Source organism: Amycolatopsis sp. NPDC050768 (assembly GCF_040654155.1).
Taxonomy (GTDB): Bacteria; Actinomycetota; Actinomycetes; order Mycobacteriales; family Pseudonocardiaceae; genus Amycolatopsis.
In genome coordinates, this window is record NZ_JBFAHL010000025.1 from 114,060 (window position 1) to 137,385 (window position 23,326).

At 71.4% G+C, this 23,326-nt stretch carries 23 protein-coding genes; 6 read left to right on the forward strand and 17 right to left on the reverse strand.

Translation table 11 applies throughout. The features are described from left to right. The first annotated feature begins 89 nt into the window (after positions 1-89). The gene (locus AB0H62_RS45610; RefSeq protein ID WP_360592397.1) at positions 90-1,532 is read left to right on the forward strand and encodes an MFS transporter; all 1,443 of its coding nucleotides are present in this window, start codon (positions 90-92) and stop codon (positions 1,530-1,532) included. 11 nt (positions 1,533-1,543) lie between these two features. Here AB0H62_RS45610 and AB0H62_RS45615 read toward each other — a convergent pair whose 3' ends face one another. From AB0H62_RS45615 to AB0H62_RS45635, 5 genes are all read right to left on the reverse strand, one after another. Continuing rightward, a complete protein-coding gene (locus AB0H62_RS45615) occupies positions 1,544-1,894 on the reverse strand; it encodes a DUF3817 domain-containing protein (protein WP_220238197.1) in 351 nt (116 codons plus the stop codon). Positions 1,895-1,923: 29 nt separating this feature from the next. After that, positions 1,924-2,334, reverse strand: a complete 411-nt coding sequence (locus tag AB0H62_RS45620; RefSeq protein WP_255637680.1) for a hypothetical protein — start codon at positions 2,332-2,334, stop codon at positions 1,924-1,926. Between the two features lie 145 nt (positions 2,335-2,479). Next, entirely contained in the window at positions 2,480-3,283 is an 804-nt protein-coding gene (locus tag AB0H62_RS45625) for a lytic murein transglycosylase (RefSeq protein ID WP_360592416.1), read from the reverse strand. Positions 3,284-3,499: 216 nt separating this feature from the next. After that, complete coding sequence (locus AB0H62_RS45630) at positions 3,500-3,982, reverse strand: helix-turn-helix transcriptional regulator (RefSeq protein ID WP_220238195.1); 483 nt, start codon at positions 3,980-3,982, stop codon at positions 3,500-3,502. Between the two features lie 317 nt (positions 3,983-4,299). Continuing rightward, complete coding sequence (locus AB0H62_RS45635) at positions 4,300-4,467, reverse strand: hypothetical protein (protein WP_220238194.1); 168 nt, start codon at positions 4,465-4,467, stop codon at positions 4,300-4,302. A 173-nt stretch (positions 4,468-4,640) separates the two neighbouring features. On the opposite strand from AB0H62_RS45635, the gene AB0H62_RS45640 reads away from it, so the two are divergent. Beyond that, the gene (locus AB0H62_RS45640; protein ID WP_220238193.1) at positions 4,641-5,159 is read left to right on the forward strand and encodes a GNAT family protein; all 519 of its coding nucleotides are present in this window, start codon (positions 4,641-4,643) and stop codon (positions 5,157-5,159) included. Positions 5,160-5,204: 45 nt separating this feature from the next. Here the strand turns inward: AB0H62_RS45640 and AB0H62_RS45645 are convergent, their stop codons facing one another. Continuing rightward, positions 5,205-6,341 carry a CaiB/BaiF CoA-transferase family protein gene (locus AB0H62_RS45645; RefSeq protein WP_360592398.1) on the reverse strand — a complete coding sequence of 379 codons (1,137 nt, stop codon included), beginning with the start codon at positions 6,339-6,341 and terminating at the stop codon, positions 5,205-5,207. Between the two features lie 32 nt (positions 6,342-6,373). Further along, positions 6,374-7,525 (reverse strand): acyl-CoA dehydrogenase family protein, encoded by a 1,152-nt coding sequence (locus AB0H62_RS45650; protein WP_220238191.1) that lies wholly within the window; start codon positions 7,523-7,525, stop codon positions 6,374-6,376. Between the two features lie 100 nt (positions 7,526-7,625). Between AB0H62_RS45650 and AB0H62_RS45655 the strand changes: the two genes are divergently transcribed. The 3 genes from AB0H62_RS45655 (at position 7,626) to AB0H62_RS45665 (ending at position 10,814) form a co-directional block, all read left to right on the forward strand. Next, positions 7,626-8,237, forward strand: coding sequence for a TetR/AcrR family transcriptional regulator (locus tag AB0H62_RS45655; protein WP_360592399.1), 612 nt, complete (start codon positions 7,626-7,628; stop codon positions 8,235-8,237). Positions 8,238-8,340: 103 nt separating this feature from the next. After that, the gene (locus AB0H62_RS45660) at positions 8,341-9,120 is read left to right on the forward strand and encodes a hypothetical protein (protein ID WP_360592400.1); all 780 of its coding nucleotides are present in this window, start codon (positions 8,341-8,343) and stop codon (positions 9,118-9,120) included. 80 nt (positions 9,121-9,200) lie between these two features. After that, positions 9,201-10,814 carry a succinic semialdehyde dehydrogenase gene (locus AB0H62_RS45665; RefSeq protein ID WP_360592401.1) on the forward strand — a complete coding sequence of 538 codons (1,614 nt, stop codon included), beginning with the start codon at positions 9,201-9,203 and terminating at the stop codon, positions 10,812-10,814. Here AB0H62_RS45665 and AB0H62_RS45670 read toward each other — a convergent pair whose 3' ends face one another. From AB0H62_RS45670 to pyk, 7 genes are all read right to left on the reverse strand, one after another. Further along, the gene (locus tag AB0H62_RS45670; protein WP_220238187.1) at positions 10,815-11,756 is read right to left on the reverse strand and encodes an amidohydrolase family protein; all 942 of its coding nucleotides are present in this window, start codon (positions 11,754-11,756) and stop codon (positions 10,815-10,817) included. Positions 11,757-11,912: 156 nt separating this feature from the next. Further along, positions 11,913-14,930, reverse strand: coding sequence for an AAA family ATPase (locus AB0H62_RS45675; protein ID WP_360592402.1), 3,018 nt, complete (start codon positions 14,928-14,930; stop codon positions 11,913-11,915). Positions 14,931-15,001: 71 nt separating this feature from the next. Further along, a complete protein-coding gene (locus AB0H62_RS45680; RefSeq protein ID WP_220238185.1) occupies positions 15,002-15,211 on the reverse strand; it encodes a hypothetical protein in 210 nt (69 codons plus the stop codon). 172 nt (positions 15,212-15,383) lie between these two features. Next, positions 15,384-15,593 carry a DUF397 domain-containing protein gene (locus AB0H62_RS45685; protein ID WP_220247492.1) on the reverse strand — a complete coding sequence of 70 codons (210 nt, stop codon included), beginning with the start codon at positions 15,591-15,593 and terminating at the stop codon, positions 15,384-15,386. Between the two features lie 13 nt (positions 15,594-15,606). After that, positions 15,607-16,509 carry a helix-turn-helix transcriptional regulator gene (locus tag AB0H62_RS45690; RefSeq protein WP_220238184.1) on the reverse strand — a complete coding sequence of 301 codons (903 nt, stop codon included), beginning with the start codon at positions 16,507-16,509 and terminating at the stop codon, positions 15,607-15,609. A 502-nt stretch (positions 16,510-17,011) separates the two neighbouring features. Then, complete coding sequence (locus AB0H62_RS45695) at positions 17,012-17,908, reverse strand: acyl-CoA thioesterase II (RefSeq protein ID WP_220238183.1); 897 nt, start codon at positions 17,906-17,908, stop codon at positions 17,012-17,014. A 36-nt stretch (positions 17,909-17,944) separates the two neighbouring features. Further along, positions 17,945-19,369, reverse strand: coding sequence for a pyruvate kinase (pyk, locus tag AB0H62_RS45700; RefSeq protein WP_220238182.1), 1,425 nt, complete (start codon positions 19,367-19,369; stop codon positions 17,945-17,947). 100 nt (positions 19,370-19,469) lie between these two features. Between pyk and AB0H62_RS45705 the strand changes: the two genes are divergently transcribed. Further along, entirely contained in the window at positions 19,470-20,594 is a 1,125-nt protein-coding gene (locus AB0H62_RS45705; protein WP_360592403.1) for a hypothetical protein, read from the forward strand. A 5-nt stretch (positions 20,595-20,599) separates the two neighbouring features. Here AB0H62_RS45705 and AB0H62_RS45710 read toward each other — a convergent pair whose 3' ends face one another. From AB0H62_RS45710 to AB0H62_RS45720, 3 genes are all read right to left on the reverse strand, one after another. After that, on the reverse strand, positions 20,600-21,265 hold the full coding sequence (locus tag AB0H62_RS45710; RefSeq protein WP_220238180.1) for a DUF2461 domain-containing protein: 666 nt from the start codon (positions 21,263-21,265) through the stop codon (positions 20,600-20,602). 156 nt (positions 21,266-21,421) lie between these two features. Then, positions 21,422-22,663: a glycoside hydrolase family 18 protein gene (locus AB0H62_RS45715; RefSeq protein WP_360592404.1), complete on the reverse strand. Its 1,242-nt coding sequence runs from the start codon at positions 22,661-22,663 to the stop codon at positions 21,422-21,424. A 272-nt stretch (positions 22,664-22,935) separates the two neighbouring features. Next, positions 22,936-23,277 (reverse strand): helix-turn-helix domain-containing protein, encoded by a 342-nt coding sequence (locus AB0H62_RS45720; RefSeq protein ID WP_220238178.1) that lies wholly within the window; start codon positions 23,275-23,277, stop codon positions 22,936-22,938. Between the last annotated feature and the right edge of the window lie 49 nt (positions 23,278-23,326).

Here is a 23,326-nt window from a genome sequence, read left to right on the forward strand (position 1 = left end):
CGGAACCGGAGACGCTCTCCATATTATCGCGGACGCAACCAAGTGGAGAGTTTCTCCACTTACTTCGTCCCTCTCTGGGGAGTCCTCCTTTGACCGAGTTGACCGAGCGAACCTCGTCGACCGAGCCTAGGCCGAGACACCGGACCGCCGCGTCCGGGCTCGTCCTCGCCATCGTGCTGACCTGCCAGCTCATGCTGATGCTCGACGCCACCGTGATGAACGTGGCGCTGCCCCGCATCCAGTCCGACCTGGGCTTTTCCGCCACCGGCCTGTCGTGGGTGATGACCTCCTACAGCCTCGTGTTCGGCGGCCTGCTGCTGCTCGGCGGACGCGCCGGCGACCTGTTCGGCCGCCGCCGGATGTTCGTGCTGGGCACGGCCGTGTTCACGCTCGCGTCGCTGACCGGCGGGCTGAGCACGTCGGCCGGGTTCCTGATCGCCGCGCGCGTGGCCCAAGGCGTCGGCGCCGCGATGGCCGGGCCGAGCACGATCGCGCTGATCACCACCACGTTCACCGAGGCCAAGGCCCGCGTGCGCGCGCTTTCGCTGTTCTCCGCCGTCGCCAGCGGCGGGTTCGCGATCGGCCTGATCGTGGGCGGTCTGCTGACCGAGTGGATCTCGTGGCGGGCCGCGCTGTTCATCAACGTGCCTTTCGGGCTGGCCATCGCCGTGCTCGCGCCGCGGTTCGTGCCCGCGCCGCCGCGCCGGACCGCGCACCTCGACGTGCCCGGGGCCGTGCTGGGCACGTTCGGCGTCGCGTCGCTCGTGCTGGCGTTCACCCACGCCGCGTCCGACGGCTGGGACGCGCCGCTCACGCTGGCCACGCTGGCGGCCGGGGTGGTGCTGCTGATCGCCTTCGTGCTGCTGGAGCGGCGCGTGGCCCATCCGCTGGTCCCGCTGTGGCTGTTCGCCGAACGCAACCGCGCAGCCGCCTACGCCAGCTTCTTCCTCGGGCCGATGGCGATGATGTCGATGTTCTTCTTCCTGACGCAGTTCCTGCAGGACGTGCGCCACTTCGCCGCGCTGGCCACCGGGTTCGCGTTCCTGCCGATGGCCGCGTCGATCTTCACGATCAGCCGGCTCATGCCGCGCCTGCTCGCGCGCTTCGGGCCGAAACCGCTGGCCGTGACGGGCACAGTACTGATGGTCTCCGGCGTTGCGTGGCTCTCGGTGCTGACGCCGGACAGCGGGTACGTCGCATCGCTGCTCGGGCCACTGCTGCTGATGGGCGTCGGCGGCGGGCTGGCGTTCTCGCCGCTCAACGTGATCATCATGTCCACCGTGCCCGCCGAGGACGCGGGGGCCGCGGGTGGCGTGCTGCAGACCATGCAGCAGGTCGGCAGCACGCTCGGCCTCGGGATCCTGGTGACGGTGTTCGGCGCGGCGACGCGTTCGGCCGCGGCTTCCGGAGCAACCGGCACGCCGTTGCTGGTCGACGGGATGACGGCCGCGTTCCTCGCGGCGAGCGGGCTGGCCGCCCTCACCGTCGGGGTCGCCTTGACCTTCCGACGAGGGAAGGCCGTGACGGCATAGAAGATGCCGGCCTAGAAGATGTCCTTGCCCGCATGCACCCGGTGCGTCACGCGGCGTTCGACGATGAACGAGACAAACGGGACGCAGCCCGCGAGAAGTACGAGGATCGTGCTCTTGATCGACCAGCGGGCCTTGATCGCGAGGTCGATGCTGCAGGCCAGGTAGATCATGTAGAGGACGCCGTGGATCGGCGAGTACACCGCGGCGGGCGTGGCGTTGCCGAAGCCGTACTCGATCACCATCGTCGCGCACAGCACGAGCAGGCCGACACCGGTGATCCACGCGGTGGTGCGGAACCGCACCAGGGCTCCGTTCAGTCGCGCCGGGCGGGTCTGGGCCGCACCGTCGGTGCTCGTGGTCATGGGTTCGTCCTCACTTCCGAGGTGATGGTTCAGGCCTGCTGGTCGCGGGCGTTGAGCTCGCGCAGGTAGCGGTTGTACGCGGCGAGCTCGTCGTCCTCTTCGGCCACGGGCCGGGGCGCCGGGGTACGCGCGGGCGTCGAGACTCTCGGCGCGGGCACGGTCACCCGGGCCTGCTCGGCCTGGGCCTCGGCGCTCTCACCTTGAGTCTCTTCCCGTTCGCGCAGCTTCTTGATCCGCCAGAACATGAACGCGGGGAACAGCCCGAACAGCGGCCACTGCAGCACGTAGCCGAGGTTCTGGAACGTGCCGTTCGCGGAGGTGAACCGGTCCCACTGCCACCACGCCAGCCCGCAGCACAGCAGCAGGCTCACGACGCACGTCGCGGCGATCAGAAGCCTGCGCCCGAGCGGGGACACGGCCGGGCCGGAGTTCACTGCCACGGCCCTGACGCTAGCACTGGGAACCGGGGCCGAAGCTGAGAGGCGGGCCCGCACGTGGTCCGCCTCTCAGCCGGTGACCTCGCGGTTCGCACGGATTTCACACCAGCGGGAATGCGGGCCGGCCCGGATTTCGGACGAACGGGTCTCAGCCGGCCCGCACGGCCTTCGCCGACTGCGCGTACCCGTCGGCGAGGCCGAAGACCTTCTGCGCGTATTCCGTGGAGTTGTTGTACGACAGGATCCCCGACCACCAGCCCGACGGCGTGGCCATGTCGCGCCCGCCCGCGCAGAGGTAGCGCCCCGCGGCCAGCGCGGCGTCGTCGATCTGCTGTGGGTCGCCGAGACCGTCGCCGTTGCCGTCGGCCGCCCACTTGCGCCAGGTGCTGGGGATGAACTGCATCGGGCCGACGGCCCGGTCGGCCACGGCGTCGCCGTCGAAGCGGCCGCCGTCGGTGTCACTGATGGCGCGCACGCCCGACGAACCGTCGAGCGGGACGCCGATGATCGGCTTGGACGGGCGGCCGTCGGCGCCGAGCACGGCGCCGCCGTACTGACCGTGGTTCGACTCGATGCGGCCGATGCCGGCGAGCGTGGCCCACGAGATGCGGCAGCCCGGGTCGGCCGAGCGCATCGCGAGCTCCGCGTTGCCGTACGCGCGCAGCGCCCGCGCGGGCACCCCGGTGACGGCGGCGACTTTCTTGGCCCACTCGTCGAGCGGGTCGGTCGTGGAGTGCATCGACTGCGGGGTGGTCTGCTGGTCGGCACCACCCGCGACCACGGCGCTGACGGGAGCGATCGAGCCCGGCCGCACGTCGGCCGCCTTCACGCTCAACGCGGGGATGTCCGTCGTGGTCGGACTCGCGACCGGTGCCGACGCCCGCGTGATGAGCCACGTGCCGCCACCCGCCACCGCGAGGACCACCAGAACCACCGCGAGCCGCACCGCCACGGCCGCGCCCCCTCGGGCACGGCGTCGGGCAGGTGCGGCTTCGACTGTGGTCTCGGCAGCGGTCTCGCCGTCGACGTTTCCGGTGAGGGGCACGAACTCCGGTCCTCCAGCGTGGCGGTCGGTCGATCACACAACGAGCCCGCGCAGGTTAGCGTTACGGACAAGTTCGGATCGCTGCCGCCACGCCGGTTCACCCGGCCGTGTCGAAAGGGTGGTTCAGGCGGACTTCTGCTGCCGCGCGAGACGCGCGACGCACCAGGCCGGGGCGCTGCCGCGACGCAGGTGCTGGAGCACGGTCATCGGGCCCAGCCGGCGGCTGAGGTCCGAGGGCCGCAGGCCAGCCGCGCGGTAGTCGAGGGCCCGCTGGTCGAGCGGGCTGATGCCGGCGTCCCACCACAATTCGGCCTCGGCGACGTCGCCGACCATCTGCCACCAGCCGGCGGCGGCCACGAGCAGCTCATCCGGGACCTCCGGCAGCCGGACCCGCATGGCGTCGAGGTAACCGGGGTCCGCGGCGTCGACCTGCGCCCAGCGCGAGGGACCGGACCGCGCGCGCTGACCGGGGATGCCGGGCGGAGCCTGAGGCGCGTCGGCCAGCCAGGCGGACGTGATGCGGTTGACCTCCTGCTCCTCGGCGGTCTGCTCGCGCTCCGCGGCCCACTGCCGGATCAACGCGTCCACTCCGGGATCTCCGGTCATCCCTGCCTCCTCATTGGTCCCCGACGGGCCGGCCCTGACGCCTGCCCCGTTGCGCGTCCACGACTTGCACCCAATGCGCGTGACCGAGCGGAAAAAACCCGCTGTGACCCGGCTCCCGGGGGACCGGAGAACCGGCTGATCACGCAATGTGAGCACCGTAGGGCCGGGCCCGCTTTCTGCGCCATACCCCAGGGGCCACAAATTCCTTGACCAGGCCCTTTTAGGGGGCAATCCACCCGGATGGTCGAGCGATCAGCCCGGATCCCAGAATCGCGTTACTCTGGGTAATTACCGGCGGGTAACGAGACCTGCGGTGATCATGCGAACAGGGTCTGGAAGAACGTGATGATGGCCTCGGCGCCGTCGCGCAGCCAGCCGAGCACCTGGTGCACGAGGTTGGCCGACTGGGTGGGCTGGGTGATCAGGAAGAACAGCACGAGGACGACAACCCCGATGACCACGATCTTCTTCACGCCGCCTGACATGGCACCATCCAATCCGCTCCCCGGCTTCACGACGGGTCGAGCACGCTCACTCTAGTGACGAAGGGCCCGCGAGGCCCGCTCGGCAATCGCTCAGCGGGACGCGTGTCACGACCGGGTGACCCCTGCCCGATCGAGCGAGCCGGCGCCGCGGCGCCGCCCGCTAGGCTGCCGCGATGGACGACGTGGTGCTCCGCCCGGTGCGCGAATCCGATCTCGACCTCCTGGAGGCGCTGATCAACGACCCGGCCGCCGCGGGCGAGTTCCAGTGGTTCGGCTGGCACGACGCCGGCTACCTCCACCGCCGCTGGCGCGACAACGCCGTCCTCACCACCGAGGGCGGCCTCCTCGTCCCGACACTCGGCGGCGCCGTGCTCGGGCTCCTGTCGTGGCACCGCTCCCGCTCGGGGCCCAGTTCGTACTGCTGGAACATGGGCCTCGTGCTGCGCCCGGAAGCCCGCGGCCACGGCCACGGCACCGAGGCGCAGCGCCTGCTGGTGCGCTACCTGTTCGCGCACACGCAGTTCAACCGCGTCGAGGCCAGCACCGACGTGGACAACCGCGCCGAGCAACGCTCGCTGGAGAAGGCCGGCTTCACCCGCGAGGGCGTCCTGCGCGGCTACGGCTTCCGCGACGGAGCCTGGCGCGACAGCGTCGTCTACTCGGTGATCCGCTCGGACCTCGAACCGCGCTGAAACGCGGCCCGCTCCCCCGTGGTTCACCCTGCGTCGAGTAGTCCGTCAGGCGATGGCGCCCGCCGTGCGGAGGGCGGCCACGTCGGCGGCGGCGAGGCCGAGGTCCGCCAGCACGTCCGCCGTGTCCGTGCCCGCTTGGCGGGGCGCGTGGGGCGTCGAAGGCGGCGTGCGGTCGAAGCGCGGCGCCGGGGCGGGCTGGACGGTGCCCCCGATGTCGACGAAGGTGCCGCGCGCCGTGTTCTGCGGGTGGGCCGACGCTTCCCACGGCGAGAGCACCGGCGTCAGGCAGGCGTCGGTGCCTTCGGCGCGGGCGACGAGGTCGTCGCGCGTGTGCTTGCCGACGGCGTCGGCGATGAGCTCCCGCAGCTTCGGCCACTGCGTCTTGTCCAGGTGCGGCGGCGGGTCCGCCAGGCCGAGCACCTGCACGAGGTCGCCCCAGAAGCGCATCTCGATGGCGCCGATGGCGACGTACTTGCCGTCGGCGGTCTCGTAGGTGTCGTAGAACGGGGCGCCGCCGTCGAGGAGGTTCTCGCCGCGGTCGCCGGACCACGCGCCGGCGGCGCGCAGGCCGTGCAAGCTCGTGGTGAGCAGGGCCGCGCCCTCGACCATGGACGCGTCGACGACCTGGCCGCGTCCCGAGGACGTCCGCTCGTGCAGCGCCGCGAGCACGCCCATCGCGAGCATCAGCCCACCGCCGCCGAAGTCGCCGACGAGGTTGAGCGGCGGCACCGGCCGTTCGCCGGCGCGCCCGATGGGGTCGAGCGCGCCGGCGATGCCGACGTAGTTGATGTCGTGCCCGGCCGCCTGCGCGAGCGGGCCGTCCTGGCCCCAGCCCGTCATGCGCCCGTAGACGAGCCGCGGGTTGCGCGCGTGGACCACCGAAGGCCCGAGCCCCATGCGTTCCGCGACGCCGGGGCGGAAGCCCTCGATCAGCGCGTCGGCCTGCTCGGCAAGCTTGAGCACCACCTCGATGCCCTCGGGCGTCTTGGTGTTCACGCCGATCGAGCGCCGGCCGCGCGCCAGCGGGTCGTTCGGGATGCCGAGCACGTCGGCGCCCGGCGTCGCGCGGTCCACACGCACGACGTCGGCGCCGAGGTCGGCGAGGATCATGCAGGCGAACGGCGCGGGCGCGAGCCCGGCCAGCTCCACCACCTTCAGCCCGCCCAGTGGTCCGGCTTTCACGGCGGAAAGTCCTTTCGTCGAGGCGAAAAATCTCAGAGCGTGCGGGAGATGATCTCCTTCATGATCTCGCTGGTGCCGCCGAAGATCCGCGAAATCCGGACGTCGGCCCAGGCGCGCGCGATCGGGTATTCGGTCATGTAGCCGTAGCCGCCGAACAGCTGCACGCACTCGTCGACGACCTTGTTCACGCGCTCGGTCGTCCACAGCTTCGCCATCGCCGCGCCCTGCACGTCGAGCTCGCCCTTGAGGTGGCGTTCGATGCACTGGTCGAGGAACGCGCGCGACACCGCCGCCTCCGTCGCGGCCTCGGCGAGCTTGAACTTGGTGTTCTGGAAGCCGAAGATCGGCCGGCCGAACGCCGTGCGCTCCTTGGTGTAGTCGATCGTGAGGTTCACGGCCGCCTCGAGCCCGGCCACCGCGGTCACGGCGATGATGAGCCGCTCCTGCGGCAGCTGAAGCATCAGCTGGACGAAGCCCTGGCCCTCGGCGTCGCCGAGCAGGTTGGCGACGGGCACGCGCACGTCGTCGAAGAACAGCTCCGCGGTGTCCTGCCCCTTGAGGCCCACCTTGTCGAGCACGCGGCCGCGGCGGAAGCCCGGCGTGTCCGTCTCGACCACGATCAGCGACACGCCCTGCGCGCCCGCGTCCGGGTCGGTCTTGCACGCGACCACCACGAGGTCGGAGTGGAAACCGTTGGTGATGAACGTCTTCGCACCGTTGATCACGTAGTGGTCGCCGTCGCGCACGGCGCGGGTCTTGATGCTCTGCAGGTCCGAACCCGTGCCCGGCTCGGTCATCGCGATGGCGCCCACGAACTCGCCGCTGGCGAGCTTCGGCAGCCACTCACGCTTGCGCTCCTCCGACGCGTACGACAGCAGGTAGTGCGCCACGATTCCGTTGTGGACGGTCACGCCCCACGCGTTGTCCCCGGAACGGGCCTGCTCCTCATACAGCACTGCCTCGTGGGCGAACGTGCCGCCGCCACCGCCGTACTCCTCGGGGATCGACAGGCACAGCAGGCCGACTTCACCGGCCTTCGTCCAAACCTCGCGGTCGAGCTTCTTCTCCGCCGCCCATCGCTCCTGGTGCGGCACGAGCTCCTTCTGCAGGAACGACCGGGCGAGCTCCCTGAGGTCTTCGAGTTCGGTGGTGCTCCACGAGCTCTTCTGGATCTGCAACGGCACGGCGACGCCTCCTGCGAAGCTGGAAAACATTACGCGTGGAAGGTAAGTTCTGTTCGGAATGTACATCCGCGCAGTCCGGCACGTAAAGCGGGAGAGGCGAATGACCGAGGCCACGGCCAAGGCGCACCGCACCCAGGCGCAGCGCCGGGAGCAGACGCGCACGGCCCTGCTCGACGCGACCGTCGAGTGCCTGGTGGACATCGGGTACGCCCGCGCGTCGATGCAGGAGATCTGCGCCCGGGCGGGCGTGTCGAAGGGCGCGGTGCAGCACCACTTCGCGACGAAGGCCGAGCTGATGGCGGCCGCCGTCGAGCACCTCACCACGAAGCTGCGCACCCAGCTGGCGTCGTCGCTGGAAGACCTGCCGGGTGGCGCGTCGGGCGTCGAAGCCGCGATCGACCTGCTGTGGGCGGGCTACTCGGGCACGCTCGCCACGGCCGTCACCGAGCTGTGGGTGGCCGCGCGCACCGACCCGGAGCTGCGGGCGGCGATCCGGCCCGTGGACCGGGCGCTGGGCCGCGCGACGCTGGCGCACGTGAGCCAAGTGGCGGGTGACCTGCCGAAAGAACGCGCGGAGACGCTGTTCTGGCTCACCGTGAACCTCACCCGCGGTCTCGCCCTCGACGCCGAGCTGGGCGGCGACCCGAACCGGCGCCGCAAGCTGCTGCAGGAGTGGAAGCGGATCGCGGTGCTGATGTACTCGCAGCCCTGAGATCCCGGGGCCGACCGGTGGCAGGATCACGCCGCCCCTTAGCGCGACGGGGTTCTTCGTGGTGGAATCGCAGATGCCCTTTGAGCAGGCGAAGGAGCCCCCGATGACCAGCGTGCCGCAGTACCCGCCGCCACCCGTCGCCGAGCCGGGCGCGGTCTCGCGGCTGCTCGCCGGGATCCTCGGGGTGTTCTCGGCCGCTCTCACGATGGCGGGCACGTTCTTGCCGGCGGCGGCGTCCAGCGTGACGGTGAACGGCCGGTTGCAGAGCTCATTCTCCGTCAGCGCGTGGGCCCGGAACGTCGAAACGGCTCCGCAGCCGGAGCAGGACCTGTTCGGGGTCAGCCACGTCGCGAGGTTCGGCATCCCGATCACGGTGGCGGCCGTGGTGCTGCTCATCGGCGCCGTGCTCGTGTTCACGCGCGCCCGCGCCGCCGCGCGAATCCTGCTGATCGCCGGCAGCGCGGGCCTGGTCGCGGCGGTGTGGACCATGGGCATGGACGTGTCGGCCAGCCTCAGCTTCGAGCAGCGAACCTCCGTCGTCGTCGCCCACTACACCACCGGCACCGGGTTCTGGGTGATGCTCGGCGGTGCCGTGATCGCCGTGCTGGTGCTGGCGCTCGCCGCGTTCGGCGGCGGCCGCTGGACCGCGCCGTGGACACCGCAGCCGTACTACTACCCGCCGGTGAACGACGAACCGGTGATCTACTCGCTCACCGAACCGGCACCCGCGCAGTCCTGGGCCGAGCCGCCCGCGCAGGGCGAGCTTCCACCGGAATCCGAACCCGGCGCGGAGCCGACTTCCCCGCCGTTCCCGCCGCAGGACGTTCAGCCCGCGCCGGGCGTCGAGCCGCCGGGCAAGCACCGCAACGACTACGATATGTGAATCTTATTCAGATTTCCGCTCGACCGCCGTACCGTCGGTATGCTGTACTCGTCGGTAACACCGGTCTGAACGGAGACGGCATGACCAGCACGACACCGGCGAACCTCAGCGGCGAGACGGCCCTGCCCGCGACGATCGGGGGTGTCGCGGGAGCGCCGACGGCGGCGCGCGCGGCCCGGCTCGTCGCCCGCGTGACCGGCGGTGCGGACTCCGCACCGATCCGCATGACGGCGCCGTTCACCGGGCTGCCGATCACGACCATCCCCCAGGCCACCGACGCGGATGTGCGCGCGGCGTTCGCCACTGCGCGCACGGCCCAGCACGAGTGGGCGGCCCGGCCGGTCGCGCAGCGCCAGCGGTTCCTCGGGCGCCTGCACGACCTGATCCTCGCCCGCCAGGCCGAAGCGCTCGACCTCGTCCAGGTGGAGGCCGGCAAGGCGCGGCTCGACGCGTTCGACGAGGTGAGCGCGGCCGCGCTGGTGGCGGCCTACTACGGCAAGCACAGCGCGAAGATCCTGGCGCCGAAGCGCGCGGCCGGGGTGATCCCCGTGCTGACGAAGGCGGGCGAGCTGCGCCACCCCAAGGGTGTCGTCGCCATCATCTCGCCCTGGAACTACCCGGTGGCGCTCACCGCGATGGACGTGTTCCCGGCGCTCGCGGCGGGCAACGCCGTGGTGCAGAAGCCGGACAACCAGACGGCGCTTTCCGCGTTGTGGCTGCAGGAGCTCGCGTCCGAAGCGGGGCTGCCGGACGGGCTGTGGCAGGTGGTGCTCGGCCGCGGCTCGCAGGTCGGCCCGGCGCTGCTCGAAGAGTGCGACTACCTCTGTTTCACCGGTTCCACGCCGACCGGCAAGGACCTGGCGACGCAGATCGCGGCCCGGCTCACCAGCTACTCGCTCGAGCTCGGCGGCAAGAACCCGATGATCGTGCTGCCGGACGCCGACGTCGCCAAGGCCGCGACGGGCGCGGTCACCGCGTGCTTCTCCTCCGCCGGGCAGCTGTGCGTCTCGGTGGAGCGGATCTACGTGCACGAAAGCGTCCGCGACGAGTTCACCCGCGCCTTCGTGGCGCGCACGGCCGCGCTGAAGCTGGGCGGTGAGCTGGGCTTCGGCCCGCAGATGGGGTCGTTGACGTCGCCGAGCCAGCTCGAAACCGTGTCGGCACACGTCGAGGACGCGCGGGCCAAGGGCGCGCGCGTGCTCACCGGCGGGCGGGCGCGGCCGGACCTCGGTCCGCTGTTCTACGAGCCGACCGTGCTCACCGACGTCACGCCGGACATGGTGCCGTTTGCCCAGGAAACCTTCGGGCCCGTGGTGTCGATCTACGGCTACACCGACGTCACCGACGCCATCGAGCGCGCCAACGACACCGCCTTCGGCCTCAACGCCAGCGTCTGGTCGCGCAACGGCCGCGCCGGCTGGGAGGTCGCGGCCCGGCTGAAGGCCGGGACGGTGAACGTCAACGAGGGCTACGCGGCGGCGTTCGGCAGCGTCGGCGTGCCGATGGGCGGGATGAAGGACTCCGGCGTCGGCCGCCGCAACGGCGCCGAGGGGCTGCTGAAGTACACCGAGGCGCAGTCGATCGCCGTGCAGCGCGGGCTGGCATTGCGGCCGCCGCGCCGGGTGCCGGGCGCGGTGTGGGCGCGGCTGATGACGTCGAGCATGAAGCTGCTGCGGCACCTGCCCTGGCGGTGATCAGCCGAGGCCGAGGAGCTCCACGGCCGTGCGGTCGAGGATCGCGGCGATGTCAGCTGAGGGCAGGCCGGAGCGTTCGACGTAGGTGACGGCCTCGGTGAACCCGTCGCCCTTCTGGTACGGGAAGTCGGTGCCGAGCACCAGGCGGTCGGCGCCGAGCGTTTCGGCCGCGAGGCGCAGCGCCGGCACGTGGTTGTGCCCGACGGTGTCGTAGAAGATCCGGCGCGCGGCGAGGCTCGGCTTTTCCGGGGTTTCCGGTGCCTCCCAAGGGTTCTGGCGGTCGATGCGGGGCAGCAGCATCGGCAGCGCGCCGCCGAGGTGGGGCAGGATGATCTTCATACGCGGGAAACGGCTCGGGATCCCGGCGACGATCAGGTGCAGCACGGCGACGGTGTCCTCGATCGGCGCGCCGATCTGCCACGTGAGTTCCGGCCCGATCAGCGGCGACTCGGCGCCGACGCCGGCGGGGTGCACGAACAGGACGCTGCCGCGCCGGTCGAGCTCTTCGTAGACGGGCAGGAACGCCGGGTCGCCGAGCGTGCGGCCCAGCACCGACGTGGTGACGGCGGCGCCCAGGAAACCCAGCTCGTCGAGCGCGCGGGTGAGCTCGCCGAGCGCCGCGCCGGTGTGCGGAAGCGGCAGGGAGGCGAACGCTTTGAACCGATCGGGGTGCTGCCGGACGAGTTCGGCATAGTCATCGTTGACGAACCGCGCGGCCGCCACGGCGGCCTTCTCGTCTTCGAAGTGCGGCGGCGCGGGCGTGGTCGAAAGCACCTGAAGGTCGATGCCCGCCGTCGCCATCTGCTCGAACCGCGAATCGAGCTCCGCCGCGGTCGCCCCCGCACCGAGCCGGCCCTGCGCGGTCGCCTTCTCGTTACCCGAGCGGGACAACAGGTCCAGGTACGCCTCGCTCCACAGGTGAGCGTGCACGTCGACGCGCATCCCTGGCTCCTCCCGACGTGGTTAGCATGCTATTTGATCACCAGTCAACCACTGCCGGACGGGTTCGGCACGCGGCGGGTCCCGGCGAGGAGTCGGCGACCGAAGCTCGCAGCAGACAACCACCGCGAACCGGCAAAACCGTCCGGGCGCCGCGGCTCAGTCTTTCGTGGCCGGGGTCGTGAGCAGGCCGCGGTCGTAGGCGATGGCGACGGCTTCGGCGCGGCGGCTGGCCCCCAGTTTGGCCATGACGCGGGAGAGGTGGACGGAGACCGTCTTCTCGCTGATGTAGAGCTCCTCCCCGACCTGGCGGTTGGTGCGGCCGAGGGCAACGCGTTCGAGGACGTCGCGTTCGCGGTCGGTGAGGGGGTTGGGGCGGGTGGGCGCGGCGGCCGGGGTGACGCCGGGCAGGTCGGTGCGGGCGCGGTGGGCCAGGTCGCGCACGGCGTCGCGCAGGGGCAGCGCGCCGAGGGCGGACGCGACGGTGTGAGCGGAGGTCAGGGCCTCTTCGGCGGGCCGGCCGTGGGCGAGCAGGGCCTGGGCCTCGAAGTGGCGGCACATGGCTTGCTCGTAGACCGCGCCGTAGTCGAAGGCGGTGGCGGCGGCGGACCACAGCACCGGGTCGGCGGGGCCTTCGAGGCCGGAGGCGGCGGCTTCCAGGCGGGCGAGCCAGGCGTGGCCTTCGGGCCCGAGGGTGCCGGAGCGCGGGCTGCCCTCGACGGCGGTGCGCCGGCCGTGTTCCAGCAGGCGGCGGCCGACGGACACCAGGTTCTCGGCGGTGCGCTGGTCGCCGTGCAGGCGGGCGTCGGCGGCGAGGGCGGCGACCGAGGTCATGCCCAGCGCGACGATCCGGATGCCGCCGAGCAGCCAGGGCTCGATCTTCTCCAGCCACGCCAACAGTTCCTCGGTGACGCGCACGGCTTCGGTGTGATCGCCGCGCCAGGTCGCGAGCTCGATGGCCGCGTCGCCCGCCGAGAGGGCGATCTGGATGTCGGCCGCCCACTGCTGGCGCAGCCCGGGCAGGAGGCGCGCGGCGTCGTCGAACCGGCCGCGCGCGACGAGGAACAGCACCCAGTTGGCGAGGATCCGGGCAGCGACCGCGCTCGACACCCCGCGCGCCGCGCGCCCGGCCGCGTCCTCCGCGGGCCAGTCGCCGCTGAGGTAGCGCAGGTAGAGCTGCCGCGCGCGCAGCTCGAGCCCGAACGAGCTCCACGTGAGCCCCGACTCCTCCGCGCGCTCCACCCCATTGGCCACGTGGGTGAGGGCTTCGGCCATCTCGGCCTGGTCGTCGTAGCTCAAGGCAAGGAAGTACAGGCCGCGCAGCTCGACGTTGAGGGCCTCGGAGTCGCGCGCCTTGCGGATGCCCTGGCGCAGCCGTTCCCGCGCGAGCGCCGCGTCGCCCGCCGAGTCGGCCAGCGTGCCCAGCGTGATGAGCCCCGACGCCTCGGCTCCGACCGCGCCGACGGCTCGCGCGTCGGACACCGACGTGAGCGCGTTGTCCAGCGCCTCGCCCGGCTGGTCGAGCAGCCGCAGGAACCCCGCTCGCGTGGCGAGCACCCACGCCCGCGTGGCGCTCGGTTCGCTGTCCTTCACCAGCTCCCACGCCCGGTCGACGGCCAGCGTCGCCTCGTCGAGCGTGCCTTCCAGCGCCAGCAACGCTTCGGCCAGCCGGCGCCACACCTTGGCCGACCGCAGCGTCGGGGTGTCGGGCCCGAGCAGCTCCGTGGCCGAGCGTGCGTAGGCCGCCGCCCGCTCCGGTTCCCCCGACGTGCCCGCGAAGTACGAAGCCTCGTGAAGCAGCTTCAGCTCGTCGACCCCCTCGGGCCGGTCCGCGACGGCCACCGCGTCCCAGATGGACAGTGCCTGTTCGGCGTGCCGCAGGGCCGCCCCCGGCGCGCCCAGCTTCTCCGCCTCCGCCATCGCGCTCAGCAGCGCGGGCAACGCCGTGACGAAGTCGCGGCTTTCGAGACTGTGGAACGCCAGCTTGGCGTCGTGCCCGCGCCCCTGCGGGATCGCGCGGATGCGGGCCGCGTACGCCGCGTGCGTGCGGTTGCGCTCCCCCGGCAGCAGATCCGCGTACACCGCTTCCTGCAGCAATGCGTGGCGGAACACATACGAGCCGTCCTCGATCACGAGCACGTGGTGCTGCACGGCCTCGCGCAGCGCCTCGTCGAGCTCCAGCTCGCCGATGGCCGCGATCTCCGCCAGCGCGGCGTGCGACACCGGTTCGTTGGCCACGGAGATCACCCGCAGCACGCGCCGCGTCTCCGCGGGGAACCGTTCGAGCCGGGCGAGCAGCACCTCGGCGAGCCCTGCGGGCAGGTCCCGGCAGTCGGCATCCGTGGCCAGCAGCTCTTCCACGAAGAACGGGTTGCCTTCCGACCGCGCGACGATGTCGGCCACCACGTCGGCCGGCAGCGGCTCGTCGGCCAGCGCCTCCACGAACGCCCGCGCGTCGGCGGGCCCGAACGGCGCCAGCGCGACCTGCTCCACCGTGGCCAGGCGCACCAGCTCCGACAGCAGCCCTCGCAGCGGGTGGCGCCGGTGCACGTCTTCTTCGCGGTAGCTGCCCACGACCAGCAGCCGCTGCGCGCGCAACCTGCTGGCCAGGAAGGACAGCAGGTTGCGCGTCGAAGAGTCGGCCCAGTGCAGGTCCTCGAGCAGGATCACCACCGGCCGCGACTCGGCGACCTCGGTCAGCACCCCCAGTACCGCGTCGAACAGCTGGAGCTGACCCAGGTCCTGTTCCGGTCGCGGCCGGCGCATGACCTCGCGCTCGCTGGCCGACACCTGGCCGTGTTCCCCCGGTCCCATCGGCTGAGGCTCCCCGCTCTGCGGCAGCAGCCGCGCGAGCGCCGGCCGCGACCGCACCGCGGCGGCGACCACCGGATCCCCCGACGAGCCCAGCGGCGCCAGCGCCTCCGCGAACGGCAGGTACGGCAGACCGCCGTCGCGCACGTCGATGCAGCGGCCGGTGAGCACCAGCGCACCGTTCGCCGCGACGTGCTCACCGAGCGCGGTGAGCAGCCGGGTCTTGCCGACGCCCGCGTCGCCCGCGATCAGCACGGCGCCGGCCTCGCGCCGCTCCGCGCGAGCGAAGGCGGCGCGAAGCCGCCGCATCTCGTGAGTGCGGGCGACCAGCGGGATTCCGGAGCCTAAGCGGGGCACGAGGAGCATTCTGTCCTACCCCACCGACAGTTCCGCCATGCTTTTCGCCGAGGGCGTGACACCCTCGGCGAACCGGTTGTTCACCGCGCCAGGTGATCGGCGCGGGAGGCCACCTGCGCGGCCGTGCGGCGTTCCTGCGCCGGCACGGTCACGCTGGTCACCCGGTGGGCCCGCAGCCACCGCACGACGCGGCTCTGCTTGGTCATCCGCGCGTCGCGCCCGGCCTTCCGCAGCTGCTCCTCGCGGTAGGCCACCTCGGCGCTCATCGCGTCCAGGAGCTGGTAACTCATCGCTTCTTCCCCATCCTCTGCGAGTGCCTTCTTCCGTGACACTCACAGTCGTCCTGAGGCGGGGCCGCCGGCATCGGGCGATCACCCCGTCCTGGACGCCAAACGACCCCTTACCCGAGGCACCGACCGGCGAAGAGCAGGTCGGCGGGGTAAGGGGTCGCCGGGTGGAACGTCAGTCGCGGGCCTGGCCGCCGGCGCGCACCGCCGCCAGGAGCCCCCGCCAACCCGAAGCGGGGAGGCGGAAAGCACCCCCTTCGGGGTCCTTCGAGTCGCGTACCGCGGCGTCGCCGCCGACGAACGCGATCTCGACGCAGTCGTTGCCGCCGCCGCTGTGGCTGCTCTTGCGCCAGGTGGCCCGGGAAAGATCCGCGTCCGGCATCATGTTCCCCACTTCCTCACTGTGTCCTCGGTTCCAGGTGGTGCACTGCAGCCGGCGCGGTTGACCGTTCGGCGAACCGGCCGGCCGCCTCGGTGATCAAGTCGACCGAGTCGTCCGGTTTCAGTGCGGCAGCGCGCAGGTGGTCGAACATCAGCGCGTAGCGCCGGACGTCTTCGGGTTGTTCGAGGTACAGGCCGCTGGACGTGCTGTCGTCGACGTAGACGACATCGGGGTCGGCCTGCTCGGGGAACCCCATGATGAGGAACGGGCCTTCCATGCCGGGGTGTGCACCGGCTCCGAAGGGGACCACCTGGACGGTCACGTTGGGCTTCTCGGCGACCGCGGCCATGCGGTAGAGCTGCTCGGCCATCACCTCGGGGCTGTCGACCACGCGGTGCAGCACGGCCTCGTCGACCACCGCCCAGTACTCCGGCGGCGGCGTGTCGCTCAGCAGCTCCTGGCGCGCCATGCGCGCGGCCACGCGACGCCGGATCGCGGCGTCCTCGGCGTCGGGCCGCAGCGCTCTTATCACGGCATGGGCGTAGCGCTCGGTCTGCAGCAAGCCCGGCACGAGCAGCGCCTGGAACGCGCGCAGCGAGGTCGCGTCGGCCTCCAGGCCCACGAAAGTGCCGGTGAACACCTCGTTGTACGCGTGCCACCAGCCGCGCTTGCGCGCTTCGCGGGCCAGCTGGACGAGCGCCTCCTGCTCGTCACCGGTGATCCCGTAGAGCGCCAGCATGTCCCGGGCGTCGCGCGGGGTGACGCCGACGTGCCCGGTCTCGATGCGGCTCACCTTCGAGGCGGAGCACTCGAGCTTCTCGCCCACCTCGTCGATGGTGAAGTCGGCGGCTTCCCGGAGCCGCCTCAGCTCGCTCGCGAGCCTCCGGCGGCGAACGGTGGGTCCTTGGCCTCTCGCCACGACAGCACCTCCGGATCGTGTTACGCGGTGCGCGCACCGTAGACCAACGCTGACCAACGCTGCCCGCACCGCATATCTAACCAGCCGTCCGACTAGTCAGTGGGGTATTAACACTTCGGAATTCCCGCCTTCGCGGCGGGGCTCCGGCCTGCAATTTGCAGATTGCGCTTGTACTCTGACACCCGTGTGAGCCGGAACCGGTCACGCCGTGCCGGTCGAGCCGGCCGTCATGATCGGTTCGGGTTCCTGAGCAGCGTAGACGACGACCAGCCGGAAACTGACACCGAGTGTGCGGGCGTTTCCGGCGGCAGGTGCCCGGGGCCGCCCCCGACCGGTCCCGGGCACCTTCACCTTCGGTTGTCAGTTGTCGGCAGACCATCCGAGGCACACTCCGGCGATTACCCGGCTACGCATTTCGCATTTACCGCCACCCGGAAGTGTGGTTGATTCCGCACACCCCACTCAGCGACACACTCTCAGTAGAACCGGGCCGCGACCGTCCTCACAGGACGCGCAGCAGTCCTTCCTGGACGACCGTGGCGATGTGCGTGCCGTCCTGCGCGAAGAAGCGGCCCGTGGCCAGCCCGCGCGCGCCCGACGCGCTCGGCGAGGTGCTGTCGTAGAGGAACCACTCGTCGGCACGGAAGGGCCGGTGGAACCACAGCGCGTGGTCCAGGCTCGCGCCGAGGACCTTGTCGACGTCCCAGTACACGCCGTGGCGCGCGAGGATCGAGTCGAGCAAGGTCATGTCGGAGGCGTAGGTGAGCACGCAGACGTGCAGCAGCTGGTCGGCGGGCAGCGTGCCGTCGGCACGCATCCACACGCGGTTGCTCGCCGGTCGCTCGCCGGTGGCGCGCGTGATCCACGGCGGTTCGCCGACGTAGCGCACGTCGATGGGACGCGGGCGCTCGGTGAAGCGCAGGCCGAAGCCGGCCGTGCGCTCCTGGAACGTCGGCAGCGTCTCGGGGTCGGGCACGTCGGGCATCGGCTCGCCGTGCTCGAGGCCCTGCTCGTCCTTCTGGAACGAGGCGGACAGCGCGAAGATCGCCTTGCCGTGCTGGATGGCCGTGACGCGGCGCGTGGTGAACGAGCGGCCGTCGCGGATGCGGTCCACCTCGTAGAGGATCGGCACGCTCGGGTCGCCGCCGCGGATGAAGTAGGCGTGCAGCGAGTGCACGCGCCGGTCCTCGGGCACGGTACGCCCGGCCGCCACCAGGGCCTGCCCGGCGACCTGGCCGCCGAACACGCGGACCGGGGAGTGCGCGGGCGAAACCCCGCGGTAGAAGTCCTCCTCCACCTTCTCCAGGTCGAGGAGATCGACGAGCCGGTCGAGCACCGCCTGCCCGCCGCCGGCGGCCTCGTCGAGCCCGGCGGCGGCGGTCCTGGCGATATCGGTCATGCCCGAACCCTATTCGGTCGGCATGAACCTCGTCCCTTATGCGTGGTCGTCTTCACCGAGGCGGTGCACGTGGATCAGGTTCGTGGAGCCGACGGTCCCGGGCGGGGAGCCGGCCACGATCACCACGAGGTCGCCGCGCTGGTACTTGCCCATCTGCAGCATCGCGAGGTCGACCTGCTGGATCATCTGGTCGGTGGAGTCGACCCGCGGCACGATCGTGGTCACCGTGCCCCACGTCATCGACAGCTGGCTGCGCACGCAGTCCTCCGGCGTGAACGCCATCAGCGGCAGCCGCGTGTGCAAGCGGGCCAGGCGGCGCACGGTGTCACCGGACTGGGTGAACGCGACGAGCGCCTTGGCGTTGAGCCGCTCGCCGATGTCGCGGGCGGCGTAGGAGATCACGCCGCGCTTGGTGCGCGGGACGTGCGTGAGCGGCGGGACGACCGGCGAGTCGGTCTCGACCGCCTCGACGATGCGGCCCATCGTCTGCACCGTCTCGATCGGGTAGCGCCCGACGCTGGTCTCGCCCGAGAGCATCACGGCGTCGGTGCCGTCGAGCACCGCGTTGGCCACGTCGGAGGCCTCGGCGCGAGTCGGCCGGGAGTTGTTGATCATCGACTCGAGCATCTGCGTCGCGACGATGACCGGCTTCGCGTTCTCGCGGCAGATCTGGATGGCGCGCTTCTGGACCAGCGGCACCTGCTCCAGCGGCAACTCGACGCCGAGGTCGCCGCGGGCGACCATCACCGCGTCGAAGGCCAGCACGATCGCCTCGAGGTTGTAGACGGCCTCGGGCTTCTCGATCTTCGCGACGACCGGCAGCCGGCCCTTGCCGACGCGGTCCATGACCTGGTGCACCAGGTCGATGTCGGCCGGCGAACGCACGAAGGACAGCGCGATGAAGTCGACGCCCAGGTGCAGCGCGAACTCGAGGTCCTCGATGTCCTTTTCGCTCAGCGCCGGGACGGAGACGTCCATGCCCGGGAGCGAGACGCCCTTGTTATTGCTGACGGGGCCGCCTTCGGTGACCTCGCAGACCACGTCCTGGCCCTCGACGCCCGTGACCACGAGGCCGACCTTGCCGTCGTCCACCAGGAGGCGGTCGCCCGGCTTGGCGTCCTTCGCGAGGCCCTTGTAGGTGGTCGAGACACGGTCGTGCGTGCCCACCACGTCCTCGACGGTGATGCGGACGACGTCGCCCGTGTGCCACTCGGCCGAGCCGCTGGCGAAGGTGCCCAAGCGGATCTTCGGACCCTGGAGGTCGCCGAGAATGCCCACCGCCCGGCCACTCTCGGCCGCAGCGGCCCGGACCAGGTCGTAGACCTGCTTGTGGTCGCTGTGGCTTCCGTGACTGAAGTTCATCCTCGCGACGTCCATTCCGGCGTCGACGAGTGCCCGCATCTTCTCCGGAGTGGAGGTCGCGGGACCCAGCGTACAAACGATCTTCGCGCGTCGGCTCACGTTCGATGACAGTAGTCGCTCATCCCCTTCACGTCTGTACCGATACCGAAAGTTCGGAGGAAGTGTTCAGAAACCATTCAGATGACTAACCTCCGTAAGTATGACGGCGGTTCGACGGCTCGCGCTCGCGATCGCGGCGTTCGCCCTGGTCGGGGCGTGTTCCTCGCCGCCGCAGCCACCGTGGCGGCTCGTTGACCTGCCCGTTTCCGGTACGCGCGTACTGGGATTCGTCCCGGCTTCATCGGGAATCGTCATGACCGGCTCGGTGCCGGGACCCGCCGGACGGGCCCCCGCGGCGTGGTTCGGCGGTCCGTCCGGGGCGCCGTGGACGCCGGTGCCGGTCCACCCGGCGACGGGCTACGGGCGGCAGGCGGAGCTGACACTGCCGGCCGCGTCGGGTTCCCGGCTGCTCGCGCTGGGCTCCGCGTACGGCGGCGCGCACGCCAACCCGCGCCCGACGATCTGGACGGGATCGGTGGCCGGCGGGCTGACCGAGCACGAACAGCCTGTGGAGCTTCTCGGTGGCGAGCGGGCGGTGACCACCTCCGGGGCCGCGGCCGGTCCGGCGGGGTACGTGCTGACGGGTCAGTGGGACCACCGGGCCGGCGGCGTCGGCGCGGCGGTCTGGACCTCAGCGGACGGCGCTTCGTGGGCGTTGCGCGAGGACCCGGCACTGCTCAGCACCGCCGACGACCAGACCCGCGTGCTGGCCGCGGCGGGCGGCGGGCCGGGTTATGTGGCGGTCGGCGACGCGCGGTCGGGACTCTCTGTACGGCCGGTGGCGTGGACGTCGGCCGACGGTTCGGCGTGGACGCGGGTTTCGCTGCCGTCCCCGGCCGGCTCGGCCACGGTGTGGCGCGTGACGTGCTCGGCCTCGGACTGCGCGGCCGTCGGCGCGACCAGTGAACAGCGCCTGGCCTGCTGGCAGTCGAGTCCTTCGAGTCCTTCGTGGACGGCGTCCGCCGGCGGCCCGGTGATCCCCGCGTCGCAGCTGCTGGAGGTGACCGGCCTGACGCTCGACTCGTCCGGCCGGCTCGACGTGGCGGTGAAGGTCGACGGCCGGCCGCGGCTCTGGCGCGTCGGGCAGCGGTGCGAGGACTTCGCGGAACTGCCGCTGCCCGAGGCGGCCCAGTCGCTGGCGTTGATCGCGGACGGCCCCGACCTGCTCCTGGCCACGACCACGGATTCGGGGAGCAGGGTCTGGCGCTACCCGCTCCCCCGCTGACGGCCCTAGCGGCGCGGCTGTTCGCTCGGCCCGACGTGGTCGCGTGCCCACTCGTTGAAGGCGCGCAGCTGGCGCCAGGACTTGCGGACGCGGTCGAAGGCCTCGCGCTCGTGAAGGAAGTCGGCGGGTTCCCACGAGCGGGCGGCGTAGACGGATCGGTAGCGCAGCAGGTCGAGGCGCGGGTGGTCCTCGGCGAAGCCGCGGGGACGGGACTTGAGGCGGTCACCGTGGATGTCGAAGCCGGCGCGCTTCAGCTTGGCCAGGATCTGTTCCAGCACGGGGCCGTGCAGCTCGGTGTCGACGGCCGTGCGGAAGCGCGCGATCTGGTCGGACGCGAAGTGGAAGCAGCCGCCGCCCACGCGCAGGCCCCCAGGGCTCAGCTCGACGTAGTAGGCGCCGCCGCCGCGGCCCGCCTCGATGACGCCGCCGCAGTGCGTCTTGTACGGGGTCTTGTCCTTCGCGAAGCGCACGTCGCGGTAAGGCCGGAACACCTTGCCCTCGCCGAAGCCCTCGCCGAACTCCGGCTCCAGCTCCTTGAGCAGCGCCTCCATCGGCTCGCGTACGTCGGACTTGTAGGTCGCGACGTGTTCGTCCCAGTAGGACTTGGAGTTGTCGGCCTCGAGCCCGTCGTAGAAATCGACGGCGTACTCACCGAATCCCGTGAACTTCACGCCGAGCACGATAATCCGCGCCACCGACAGTTTCTCCGCCGGACGCTTCTTCGCCGAACGCGGGAGACCCCGCCGGAGCGGCTCCGGCGGGGTCGGTGTGCCTGGGGACCCGGTGCGGCCGGCGCGCCCCTGCGCCGCCGGCCGCACCGGAAGCGGTCACTTCGCGACGGCCGTCATCAGCTCGCCGTTGGACGTGTCGCCGGACAGCTCCCACACCATGGCGCCGCCGAGGCCCTGCTGCTTGGCGTAGCCGATCTTGCCGCCGATGGTGCTCGGGGTGTCGTAGCTCCACCAGTTCGAACCGCACTTCGCGTACGCCGTGCCGGCGACGGTGCCGGTCGACGGGCAGCTCGACTTCAGGATCTTGTAGTCCTCGATGCCCTGCTCGTACTTGCCGGGCGCCGGACCCGTGGCGGAACCGCCGGGCGCGCTCTGCGTGACGCCGGTCCAGCCGCGGCCGTAGAACCCGATGCCCAGCAACAGCTTCGACGCGGGCACGCCCTTGCTCTTGAGCTTCTGGATGGCCGCGTCGGAGTAGAAGCCGGCGGTGGGGATGCCGGCGTACGAGGTCAGCGGCGAGTGCGGAGCCGTCGGGCCCTGCGCCGCGAACGCGCCGAAGTAGTCGTAGGTCATCACGTTGTACCAGTTCACGTACTGCGCGGCGCCCGCGTAGTCGGCGGCGTCGATCTTGCCGCCGTTGGTCCCGTCGGCGGTGATCGCCGCCGTGACGAGCTTCGACGAGCCGAACTTGGCGCGCACGGCCGCCATCAGGTTCTTGAACGCCGCCGCGCCGCTGGTGTCGCAGCTCAGGCCACAGGCGTTGGGGTACTCCCAGTCGAGGTCGATGCCGTCGAACAGGCCGGCCCAGCGCGGGTCGTTCACGAGGTTGTAGCAGGAGTTCGCGAACGCGGCGGGGTTCTGCGCGGCCTGGCCGAAGCCGCCCGACCAGCTCCAGCCGCCGAACGACCAGATCACCTTGAGGCCGGGGTGCTTGGCCTTCAGCTTCTTCAGCTGGTTGAAGCTGCCCGCCAGCGGCTGGTCCCAGGTGTCGGCGACGCCGTCGACGCTGCCCGCCGCGTCGTAGGTCTTCTGGTAGTCCGCGTAGGCGTCGCCGATGGCGCAGCCGCCGTTGGTGACGTTGCCGAACGCGTAGTTGATGTGGGTGAGCTTCGCGGCGGAGCCGGAGGTCTCGATGTTCTTCACGTGGTAGTTGCGGTCGTACACACCCCAGTCGGTGAAGTAGCCGACCACCTTCCCGACAGAGGCCTGCGGGGCGGCGGCCGACTCTGTGGCCGTCGTGGCCGCCGTGGACACGGGCGCGGCCACAGCCGCTGCGGCGAGTGCGGCGCTGGCCAGGCTGACGAGCGCCAAGAAGCTCTTCCTGCGCGGACGGGGCATGCCGGCTCCCTTCGGGGAGTCACACCAGGTGACCGAACGGGGACAGTGGGGACTCTCACACCGTAAGTGGACTAGACCATTTGGTCAATGGTCCAGTCCAGGGAATCAACCGGACAATTCGGTCGCTTGAGGTCGATCACCCGCGGGGCGAGGTCGGCCTGGTCACGGTGCGCCGGAGCGGTCCCGGATGGCCCAAGGCGCTCGGGGCCGCGCGGCGCTCGCCGCTTGTGCCGAGGCTCGGCGCGGCCGTGCGGCGCACCGGGCCGGAGGCGTCAGGCAGGTGTCTCGAACGTGATCCCCGTGGCCGCCGCGCGGCGTTCGCCCCAGGCGTACAGGGCGGTCAGCGCCGGGCCGAGGGCTTCGCCGTCCGGGGTGAGGCGGTATTCGACGTGGGGGACGCGGCCGTCGAGGGCTTGGCGGTGGACGAGGCCGTCGGTGGTCAGCTCGCGCAGCTGCTGGGTGAGCATCTTTTCGCTGATGCCCGGCATCAGGCGGCGCAGCTCGCCGTAGCGGTGCACGCCCTCCTTGAGGTGCGCGAGGATCACCGGCTTCCACCGGCCGCCGATGACGTCGACGGTGAGCTCCACCGGGCACCAGTACCGCCTGCCCGCCATCACGGCCTCCTCGCTACGCACCGGAAAGTAAGTGGTTGCCCGGCCGAGC

What these genes read in the sequence shown, in the direction of transcription:
- AB0H62_RS45660 (WP_360592400.1), top strand. Translation starts at nt 8,341, where the DNA reads ATGACCAGCGTGCCGCAGTACCCGCCGCCACCCGTCGCCGAGCCGGGC.
- AB0H62_RS45685 (WP_220247492.1), bottom strand. Translation starts at nt 15,593, where the DNA reads ATGATGCCGGACGCGGATCTTTCCCGGGCCACCTGGCGCAAGAGCAGC.
- AB0H62_RS45655 (WP_360592399.1), top strand. Translation starts at nt 7,626, where the DNA reads ATGACCGAGGCCACGGCCAAGGCGCACCGCACCCAGGCGCAGCGCCGG.
- AB0H62_RS45680 (WP_220238185.1), bottom strand. Translation starts at nt 15,211, where the DNA reads ATGAGTTACCAGCTCCTGGACGCGATGAGCGCCGAGGTGGCCTACCGC.
- AB0H62_RS45665 (WP_360592401.1), top strand. Translation starts at nt 9,201, where the DNA reads ATGACCAGCACGACACCGGCGAACCTCAGCGGCGAGACGGCCCTGCCC.
- AB0H62_RS45715 (WP_360592404.1), bottom strand. Translation starts at nt 22,663, where the DNA reads ATGCCCCGTCCGCGCAGGAAGAGCTTCTTGGCGCTCGTCAGCCTGGCC.
- AB0H62_RS45630 (WP_220238195.1), bottom strand. Translation starts at nt 3,982, where the DNA reads ATGACCGGAGATCCCGGAGTGGACGCGTTGATCCGGCAGTGGGCCGCG.
- AB0H62_RS45720 (WP_220238178.1), bottom strand. Translation starts at nt 23,277, where the DNA reads ATGGCGGGCAGGCGGTACTGGTGCCCGGTGGAGCTCACCGTCGACGTC.
- AB0H62_RS45695 (WP_220238183.1), bottom strand. Translation starts at nt 17,908, where the DNA reads ATGACCGATATCGCCAGGACCGCCGCCGCCGGGCTCGACGAGGCCGCC.
- AB0H62_RS45615 (WP_220238197.1), bottom strand. Translation starts at nt 1,894, where the DNA reads ATGACCACGAGCACCGACGGTGCGGCCCAGACCCGCCCGGCGCGACTG.
- AB0H62_RS45635 (WP_220238194.1), bottom strand. Translation starts at nt 4,467, where the DNA reads ATGTCAGGCGGCGTGAAGAAGATCGTGGTCATCGGGGTTGTCGTCCTC.
- AB0H62_RS45670 (WP_220238187.1), bottom strand. Translation starts at nt 11,756, where the DNA reads ATGCGCGTCGACGTGCACGCTCACCTGTGGAGCGAGGCGTACCTGGAC.
- AB0H62_RS45640 (WP_220238193.1), top strand. Translation starts at nt 4,641, where the DNA reads ATGGACGACGTGGTGCTCCGCCCGGTGCGCGAATCCGATCTCGACCTC.
- AB0H62_RS45705 (WP_360592403.1), top strand. Translation starts at nt 19,470, where the DNA reads ATGACGGCGGTTCGACGGCTCGCGCTCGCGATCGCGGCGTTCGCCCTG.
- AB0H62_RS45675 (WP_360592402.1), bottom strand. Translation starts at nt 14,930, where the DNA reads ATGCTCCTCGTGCCCCGCTTAGGCTCCGGAATCCCGCTGGTCGCCCGC.